This window comes from Streptomyces triticirhizae, assembly GCF_003696235.1.
Taxonomy (GTDB): Bacteria; Actinomycetota; Actinomycetes; order Streptomycetales; family Streptomycetaceae; genus Streptomyces; species Streptomyces triticirhizae.
Genome location: NZ_RFFJ01000240.1, coordinates 1 through 8,170, shown reverse-complemented (window position 1 = coordinate 8,170; position 8,170 = coordinate 1). Strand labels below are relative to the sequence as shown.

General features: G+C 71.8%; 7 protein-coding genes and 3 pseudogenes. 8 read left to right on the top strand and 2 right to left on the bottom strand.

Annotated elements, in window-relative coordinates:
- A pseudogene (locus EBN88_RS26755) lies at positions 1 to 181 on the bottom strand (ABC transporter ATP-binding protein); the annotation flags it as partial.
- Positions 182 to 581: 400 nt separating this feature from the next.
- Here EBN88_RS26755 and EBN88_RS26750 point away from each other — a divergent pair.
- The 6 genes and pseudogenes from EBN88_RS26750 (at position 582) to EBN88_RS30280 (ending at position 5,033) form a co-directional block, all read left to right on the top strand.
- On the top strand, positions 582 to 1,253 hold the full coding sequence (locus EBN88_RS26750; RefSeq protein ID WP_122399619.1) for a SurA N-terminal domain-containing protein: 672 nt from the start codon (positions 582 to 584) through the stop codon (positions 1,251 to 1,253).
- A 126-nt stretch (positions 1,254 to 1,379) separates the two neighbouring features.
- Positions 1,380 to 2,360: a nucleoside triphosphate pyrophosphohydrolase gene (locus tag EBN88_RS26745; protein WP_122399618.1), complete on the top strand. Its 981-nt coding sequence runs from the start codon at positions 1,380 to 1,382 to the stop codon at positions 2,358 to 2,360.
- Positions 2,361 to 2,620: 260 nt separating this feature from the next.
- A complete protein-coding gene (locus tag EBN88_RS26740; RefSeq protein WP_122399620.1) occupies positions 2,621 to 2,947 on the top strand; it encodes a hypothetical protein in 327 nt (108 codons plus the stop codon).
- Positions 2,944 to 3,417: pseudogene (locus EBN88_RS32780) on the top strand (putative T7SS-secreted protein); the annotation flags it as partial. The gene EBN88_RS26740 and the pseudogene EBN88_RS32780, both read left to right, overlap by 4 nt.
- 432 nt (positions 3,418 to 3,849) lie before the next feature.
- Positions 3,850 to 4,425 carry a hypothetical protein gene (locus tag EBN88_RS26730; RefSeq protein ID WP_122399616.1) on the top strand — a complete coding sequence of 192 codons (576 nt, stop codon included), beginning with the start codon at positions 3,850 to 3,852 and terminating at the stop codon, positions 4,423 to 4,425.
- A gap of 50 nt (positions 4,426 to 4,475) precedes the next feature.
- A complete protein-coding gene (locus tag EBN88_RS30280) occupies positions 4,476 to 5,033 on the top strand; it encodes a hypothetical protein (protein ID WP_147472861.1) in 558 nt (185 codons plus the stop codon).
- Positions 5,034 to 5,198: 165 nt separating this feature from the next.
- Here EBN88_RS30280 and EBN88_RS26725 read toward each other — a convergent pair whose 3' ends face one another.
- Positions 5,199 to 6,185 carry an SUKH-3 domain-containing protein gene (locus EBN88_RS26725; RefSeq protein WP_158621543.1) on the bottom strand — a complete coding sequence of 329 codons (987 nt, stop codon included), beginning with the start codon at positions 6,183 to 6,185 and terminating at the stop codon, positions 5,199 to 5,201.
- An 81-nt stretch (positions 6,186 to 6,266) separates the two neighbouring features.
- Between EBN88_RS26725 and EBN88_RS26720 the strand changes: the two genes are divergently transcribed.
- Positions 6,267 to 7,241, top strand: a complete 975-nt coding sequence (locus tag EBN88_RS26720) for an SMI1/KNR4 family protein (protein ID WP_122399614.1) — start codon at positions 6,267 to 6,269, stop codon at positions 7,239 to 7,241.
- Positions 7,238 to 8,170: pseudogene (locus EBN88_RS26715) on the top strand (SUKH-4 family immunity protein); the annotation flags it as partial. The gene EBN88_RS26720 and the pseudogene EBN88_RS26715, both read left to right, overlap by 4 nt.

Genomic DNA, 8,170 nt, shown 5'->3' with positions numbered 1-8,170 from the left:
AGCCCGAGGGGCCCATGATCGCGGTGAACACCCCCCGCTCCACATCCACACTCACCCCGTCCAACGCCGACACCCGCGTCTCGCCGGAGCCGTACGCCTTGACCACCCCGACCGCCCTCGCGGCCACGGCCGACTGCCCTCCGCTGCCCCCGGTCGTCGGATCGACTACAGCCGTTGTCACGTGAATCTCCTTGTGCCGTGCGATAGGTGGGAAGAATCTGCTCGGGCCGGCGCCGGTGACCGCGCGGCGTGGGCCCCGCGAGCCGGACGGCTCCTGGGGCGCTCGACGAGGCCCTGAAGTGCTCGGCAGAGCCTTCCTCGAAGCCTCTCCTAGAGCCTAGAGACCGCCTGGCGCGTCCTCGTCACCCCCCGGGATGAGGTCCACATCAGTGAGAAGTAGCAGGGTTCCCCTAAGGGGGCCACATTTCGGTGTAGGGGACGACGTACACCGCGCCGGCCCGCCCAACCGGCCCCGGACCGGCGGCGGAAGGGTCACGGCGGTGGTCAGGGTCGGTGCCGCCGCCTAGGATCGGGCCGCGTACCATCGATCACCCTACTGGCTCGTCCTCGGGAGTACCCCAGTGAAGCGCCGCACCTCCACCCTCGCGGTCTCGGCCGCGGCCCTGCTGCTCGCAAGCCCCCTGCTCACCGGCTGCTCCACCGGCGCCCACCCGGGTGCGGCGGCCGTGGTCGGCGACGAGCGCATCACCATCTCCAGCGTGCAGGAACGGGTGGAGACGGTCCGCGAGGCCCAGCGCGAGCAGCCCCAGGGCGACCAACTGCTCAGCTCCACCCCCGGGTTGACTCGCCAGACGGTCGACTTCCTGGTGTACATGGAGGTGTTGGAGGCCGCCGCCGAGGCACACGGCGTCGAGGTCAGCCGCGCCCAGGTGCAGGAGAGCCGCGCCATCGCCGAACAGAGCGTGGGCGGCGCCGAGGCCCTGGAGTTGAGCGCCCTCACCGCCACCAACGGGCTGCCGTTCGCCGGCGACGAGCAGATCGACCAGGTGCTGCGGAGCCAGCTGCTCACCCAGGGCCTGGCCCAGCGCCTCGGCGCTCCTCCCGGGCCCAATGGCGACCAGATGCTCCGGCAGGTGTTCGCCGAGACCGCCGAGGAGATCGGCGTCGAGGTCAACCCGCGCTACGGCGAGTGGGACGCGGAACAGGTGACGCTCGCCGACGCCGACACGCCGTGGCTGCGCGCGGACGAGCCGGCCGAGGAGGAGTTCGGCCTCACGGCCCCGCCGGCCTGACCGCCTGCCCTGTTCCCGTGGCGCCCCGCCCGCCGTCTCCGCCGGCCGTTCCGGCCGTCTGACCTCGGGGGTGACCACCTCGGGGCCGTTGTTCGAGTGCCCGGGGGCGCGGACTAGTCTCGACGGATGACCGTGCGCGAACTCAACGGTGCCCCCGGCCGGATCGTCCTGCTGACCACCAGCCACCGGGTGGCGCCGGGGCTGCTCTCCTGGCCCGCCTGGCAGGTGCTCCACGAGGCCGACCTCGTCGTGAGCCGGGACGCCGAACACCCGCACGGGCCCTACCTCCGCGAGGCCGGCGTCGCCGTGCGCCACGGGGTGCCGACGGCGGCCGAGTTGCTGACCGCCTGTGCGGGGGGCCGCACGGTCGTCGTGCTGGCCGGCGCCGAGGGCGAACCCCAACTCACCGACGAACTCGCGCGGATCGCCGGCTCCGGCCGCGCCACCGGCCTGCCCGAGCTGGAACTGCTGCCCGGCTCCTACGACCTGCCCGGCGCGCGGCTGCTGGACCTGGTGCGGGTGATGGACGAGATCAGGGCGACCTGCCCCTGGGCCTCCGTCCAGACCAGCGAGGGCCTGGCGCCCTACGGCCTCGAGGAGGTCTTCGAACTGGTCGAGGCGGTGGAGAACGGCGACCGGGCCGAGATCCGCGAGGAGTTGGGCGACGTGCTCCTCCAGGTCGTCTTCCACGCCAGGATCGCCGCCGAGGATTCCGCCGAGCCGTTCGACATCGACGACGTCGCGGGGACCATCGTCGCCAAGCTGATCCGCCGACACCCGCATGTCTTCGGCGACGCGAAGGCGGAGACGCCCGAGGACGTCAAGGCGCTGTGGTTCGCGGCCAAGGCGGAGGAGAAGGCCCGCACCTCGGTCACCGAGGGCGTGCCGCTGGGCCAGCCGGCGTTGGCGCTGGCCGCGAAGCTGCTGGGCCGGGCGCGGACGGCCGGGTTGGCGGTGCCGCTGCCCGAGACCCCGCACGACGCGGGCTTCGGCTACCGGCTGCTGGCGCTGGCGGCGGAGGCCGAGGCGGCCGGCGTCAACCCGGAGACCGCGCTGCGGGCGGCGGCCCGGGCGTATCGCGAAGCGATCATCGCCGCCGGCGGCTGAAGCCGCTGCGCGGCGCTGCCGCGCGGCGGCTTGGCGGGACGCGGCGGCGCCGAGCGGCGGGCGCTGGGAGCTGCTGGCCAGTGCGTACGAACATTCCGGCTCGTGAAGGCCCGTACCGCTGGGGATCACCAGCTCGCACGTGCCGGAAGCCGAGACAAGGCCAACTTGCCCCAGATGCAACGCCATTGTCGCGTGACGATGCGCGCCCGTTCGATTACAGTATTGCTTCCTGTGGCGAGAGTTAACCCGTGGGGGGGCCGATGGGTCACAGTGACCTGTACCTGAGCTATGACGAGCCGCGGACAAACCGTGACAATATCCGCAACATCGCCAATCTGATGGAACAGCCCTGCGAGGCGATGGCCGAAGTTGACGGCGCCGCCATGGGGGTGTCACGGCTGGAGCGCCGGATGGACGACTTCGGCAACGAGTGGGAGTACGGCATCTCCCAACTGGCCGAGTTCGCGGACCAAGCCGCCAACGGCCTGGACGAGATACTCCGTGCTTTTCAGAGCGTCGACGATGGGCTGGCCCAGGGACTCGAAGACGAGGGCACAGGCAACGGAGAAGGGTACATAGCCACATGAGCTGGCCGCTTCCCGTCACTCCTGCACCGTCCCAGCAATATGACTACCCTGCCCTGGGATTCGTGCCCTGCCCCGGCGACGCAACCACCGTGAGCCACGTCGCCCAACAAGTACGACAGACCACCACCGCACTAGGCGACGTCGTCAGCCTCCTGCGCGGCAGCGGAAACAGCCAGTGGCGCGGCCGCTCCGCCGAGGCATGGCGCGAGCAATGGGACGACGACTTCACCCCCAAGGTCGAAGCCGCCCACGAATCCTTCCGCATCGCGGCCAACGCGCTGGAGGAATGGGCCGACCACATGCCCCAAGCCCAACACCAGGCCCAGGAGCTAGAAGAACAAGCCCACGCCGCCCAGACCCGCATAGACCAACTCCCCACCCCCGCCAACCTCATCGACATCCTCGCCACCGAAGAAGGCGCAGAACGCGACGAGGCCATGGAACGCTCCCAGCGCGCTCAAGCCGACCTCGAACGCGCCACCGCGGACCTCGACGACATTCGCCAGCAAGCCCGCCTCGCTGGCTCTGAGCGGCATATCCACCGGGTTCGCAGCACTGGCCCTCGTAGCCCACGGCACGGCGAGGATCGCCGGCGCCGACGTCTCACTTCGCACCCTGGGCCAAGACCTCCTGGGTGCGATTCCTGTAGTCCAGTACGTACGCCACGGTGGGAACCTCGCTCGCACCATCGGCAACAGTACGCCGACTCAGATCCTGAGCGGGGGCGCCTTCTGGGACAGCCTGGTCGGAACGATCGGAGACCCCTCAGCGCTGGACTACCTCAAACCACGGGACACGCGACAGACTCTGGAGATGTTCTTGCCAACAGGCGTCGGGCCGCTGTGGGTGGGCTTCGAGAACGCCTGGCGCGACGCCGGTCGCGACCAGCCAGAAGAAGCCTCATGAACGAGCATGAGCTGATCGCCCGCCTCGACGGCTCCGAGCAAGTCTCGATCAACATCAACTCCGACGGTCGCCTACTCGTCGCGATCAGTCACGAATTCGGCTACCGGTTGACGGAGATACGAGGCCATGGAGTAAGCATCACGCTGATCTTCCAGCGAGACGAAAGCGAAGAAGCGCGGCATCGAGCCGCCTGGGCGACCTACCTTTACCGCACCACCGGCGCCTGGTGGAACGCCTGCTGGCCGCCCCACGTGCAGAACCAACCAGGCACAGTCACCCCAGCCCGGGCCGGAGCGGCCATGATTGCGATCCACCGTTTCCAGCGCAACGGCACCGCGCCCACCCGGGCCGTGCTCTTGATCGGCGGAGTCGCAGCCTTGTTCGGAGCCGGCTTCGCCCTCGACACCCTGTGGCTGGCGCTGTCCCTAGCAGCCATCGCCGTCCTCCTGTTCGCCCTCACCCCGGTGGCGGGGCGGTGGGTCCTCAGCGGACACCAACGCCAGCTCAAACTCGTCGAGCGGTTCGAAGCTCAGCGCTACTACCCCTCCCCCGATGACGCAAGGGAGGCCTGACGCACGTCACGTTCGACGTACCCGCAGCCTTCACCAGCATCCCGCCCGGCATGACGCTCGAAGAGACACTGGCCTTCACCAACGCTCAAGCGGTCGAACAATCAAGCCACCCAGCCCCCGACCCCAGAGCAGTGGATAGGACCCGGGCCGTCTCTCAGATCCTCAGCCGGATGGGCACTCTGTACGCAGGCGCCGCCTTCGGCCTGATCAACGAAGGACCCTCAGCCGCGACCCTACTCGTCACGGCCCAGAGTTTTCCCTACGGCGCAGACGCACAAGTCGCCGCAGAAGGCACCCTGCAGACCCTGGTCGCACAGAGAGGCTCGGACTGGACCGGAGGAATACAACCACTCCCTTGCGGACAGCCGGCCGCAGTGGTGGTCGGCGCTCGAATCTACGAACTCCCCGGCATCGAACCGCCGGTTCCCTTCGCGGAGTTACAGGCATTCGTACCAGTACCGGAAAACCCGACTCTGCGTGAGCAGGCGCTTCTTACCGTCACCTTCACCACCCCAGCCCTCCCGCACTGGGATACCTACATGCCAGCGGTCATCCGACTGCTGCGCACCATCACGTTTGTTCCTGGGACACCGAGTGCTCTGAACTGACGACTACCGAAACCGTCTCTCCTCCTGAAAGGACGGTCGCAGCGCGGGCGGCGGGTATCGGCATCCAGAACACCGCGTCACCGTCCCCACCTTCGCCGCCCGCCGCCAGGCGGCGCCCCTCGCCGGGGCGCCGGCCGGGCCGGTCCGGGGAGGCCGGGGCAGACGTCACGGTTCGAGCCGGTGTGGCGCCGCGCCGGTCAGGAGGGTGGCGAGGCCGGTGAGGACGTCGTGGCCCAGGAACCAGTCGCCGCTGTGGTCGATCCCGTACAGCCGCGCCTCCTGGTCCACCGCCAGCAGCGCGCCGCTGCCCAACTCCTCGCCGACCGGCGCCAGTCGGGTCCCCAGCGCGTGCCCGAGGTCGCTGAGCACCCGCGCCCAGTGCAGCCCGGCCAGCGGGTCGACCACCACGGCGCTCGGCGCGAAGACCTCCCCGGGCCCCGTCGGGTTCAGCGTGATCTCCCCCAACTCGGCCCAGGTCTCGAACGCGGCGGGGAAGAGTTCGTGCGGATGCCCCTGCGGTGAACGGTGCCCGCTGAGCACGTCGGCCCACCGCTCGGCCTTGGCGGTGTGCACCCGCCCCGGCCGCCAACCGGCCGCCGCCAGCGCCTGGTCCACCGTGCCGACCGACCACGGCGCGCCCCGCGTCGGCCCGCCGAGCGGGTCCCCGACGGGCGGTCCCGCCGCTCCGGCCGGCGCCGGAGTGAGGCTGGTCACGCCGAGCCGCGCCAACAGCACCGCGCAGGAGCGGCAGTGCGCGGCGTGGGCGCCGTGCCGGGGGTCGCCGTCCTCGCGGATGTGGCGGCAGGTGATGCCGGCGCCGTCGAGCGCGCGGCGGGCCTGGTCGAGGTCGGCGGCGCCGGCCTCGTTGAGCCAGCGGGTGAGGAGCGCGGGTTCCGGGCAGCGCCCGAGGTGGCGTTCCCGTTGGGCGGTGCCGAGCCCCGCGAGGATCTCGGCGACCACCGGGTGCGGTTCGGGCGGCGGCGTGCTCCGGCTGGCGGTGCCGGTCAGCGGCTGGTCCCGTTCCGGGACGCGGAGCGCGGCGGCGGTGGTCGGCAGGATGCCGTCGCGGCGGCGCAGCAGCGCGGGAGGCACAGGGCGGGCGTCCCCGTGCTGGGGACCGCCCGGCGGCTGGCCGTGGATATCCGATATCACGAGGACGATCGTGCCACCGACTGGACGACCCCATAGGCTGTGCCGCAACAGCGAGAGGCAACAGCAGGGGGCGTTCACGCCATGACGACAGGTCGGCTCGGCCAGCAGGCCGCGCCACCCAACCGGGCCTATGCCGGTCAGGTGGTGCAGTTCCCCGACCCGGTCCGCGCGGCGCGGTATCCGCACGGTGTCCGGGTGGACGCGGAAGGTTATCCCGACTTCTCGCCCTACGCCAGAGCGGCGGCGGAGATCGCCGAGCCTCCCGACGGGTTCGGCGTGGACGAGCTGCGGCTGACCGACTACGTGTCGGCGAACGCGGCGCTGCACGCCTCGGGTCACGAGCTGTGGGCGCGGCTGCCCGCCGTGGCCACCCCGCACGGCTGGACCTGGCACCATGTGGCGCGCTCGCGCCGGCTCGAACTGGTGCCGGTGGAGGTGAAGGCGCTGCTGCGGCACCACGGCGGCCTGGCCACCACGGCGGTCGACCAGCACAAGCGCGGCACCCGGCCGCTCGCCGACCCGCGCCCCGCGCACTTCAGGACGCCGACCTCCGTCGCCGTTCCGGAGGAGCGGCTGCGGACCGCCGAGGAGAAGCTGGGCTACCGGCTGCCGCCCGCCTACCGGGCGTTCCTGAAGGCCGCCGGCGGCTGCGCCCCGGTCGGGGTGGCGCTGGACGCGGAGTTGGGGCTGCTGGTGGACCAGCCGTTCTTCACGCTCCGCGAGGAGGCCGCCGTCAACGACCTCGTGTACATCAACAAGTGCCTCCGCGACCATCTCACCAAGGACTATCTGGCGGTGGCCTTCGTCCAGGGCGGCATCGTGGCCGTGAAGGTGCGCGGCGAGGGAACGGGCTCGGTCTGGCTGTGCCCCGTGGACGACGCGCGGGACCGGGACGGGCTGACCGTGAGTGAGCGGGTCGAGGAGCTGCTGCTGCCCTGCGGGGAGGACTTCGACGCCTTCCTGCTGCGACTGGCCGGCTCCCCGCCGGAGTTGGAGACGGTGGCGAATCTGATGGTCGACGGCGGGTTCGCGAACGCCGTCGCGGTGGAGGGATGAGTGCCGTGGTGACGTTCGCGCAGGCGCAGGAGCGCGCCGAGCGCTGGGTGAACGGCGCGGGCGCCGACGACCCGGCGCACGAGGTGCGGGTGCGGGAGTTCAACCTGGGCTTCGTCGCCTGGGCCGAGGACGCCTCGGGCGGCGAGGTCGGCGGCGGTCGGCTGGTGATCGCCAGGGACAGCGGCGAGACGACGTACTGGCCGAGGCTGCCGGTGAGCGAGGTGATCCGCCACTTCGAGGAGGAGTACGGCAGGACCTCGGCGTCCGTGCCCGCGCCGGAGCCGCCGAAGTCGGTGGATCTGGAGGCGACGTCCTTCCTGTTGACGCCGCCGCAGTGGCTCCAGGAGGCGGCCGACAAGGCGGGCATCCCGGACAACCGACCCGGTGCGGCCGCCTCCCCGGCGTCCTCGTCGACACCGCCTTCGGCAACCCCCTCGGCAACGCCCTCGCCCGCGCCGTCGCCGCCGGGGCTGCCCGTTCCGCCGAAGGCCGGCTCCGAACGGCCTTCCGCGCCCGACCCGTTCGCCCCACCGGCGCCCGCGAAGGCGGAGCCCGCGAAGGCGGAGCCGGCGAAGGCGGAGCCGACGAAGCCCGAGCCCGCCAGGGCGGGGTCGACGCCCGACCCGTTCGCGCCGCCCAAGCCCTCGGGCCCGGCGGCCGACAGCCCCTGGGCCGCCGCCGACGTGACGCCCGGCTCGGGCAACCGGCCGGCCGGCGGCGCCTCGCCCTGGGCCGGCACGGACACCTCGGGCAGCGCCGAGGAGGCGGAGGCCATGGCGCCGCCGGCCACCGTCTTCTCGCCGCCGCTGCTGGAGGACGACGACCGGCCGAGCCCCTCGCGGGCGCCGGCCTCCGAGGCCAGGACCACCGTGATGCCGCAGGGCAGCGCGCTGCCGGCGACGGCGGTTCAGCCGCCGATCGACGGCGGC

Excerpts from the sequence above, each read along its gene's own strand:
- EBN88_RS26745 (WP_122399618.1), top strand. The coding sequence starts at position 1,380 with ATGACCGTGCGCGAACTCAACGGTGCCCCCGGCCGGATCGTCCTGCTG.
- EBN88_RS26740 (WP_122399620.1), top strand. The coding sequence starts at position 2,621 with ATGGGTCACAGTGACCTGTACCTGAGCTATGACGAGCCGCGGACAAAC.
- EBN88_RS26730 (WP_122399616.1), top strand. The coding sequence starts at position 3,850 with ATGAACGAGCATGAGCTGATCGCCCGCCTCGACGGCTCCGAGCAAGTC.
- EBN88_RS30280 (WP_147472861.1), top strand. The coding sequence starts at position 4,476 with ATGACGCTCGAAGAGACACTGGCCTTCACCAACGCTCAAGCGGTCGAA.
- EBN88_RS26720 (WP_122399614.1), top strand. The coding sequence starts at position 6,267 with ATGACGACAGGTCGGCTCGGCCAGCAGGCCGCGCCACCCAACCGGGCC.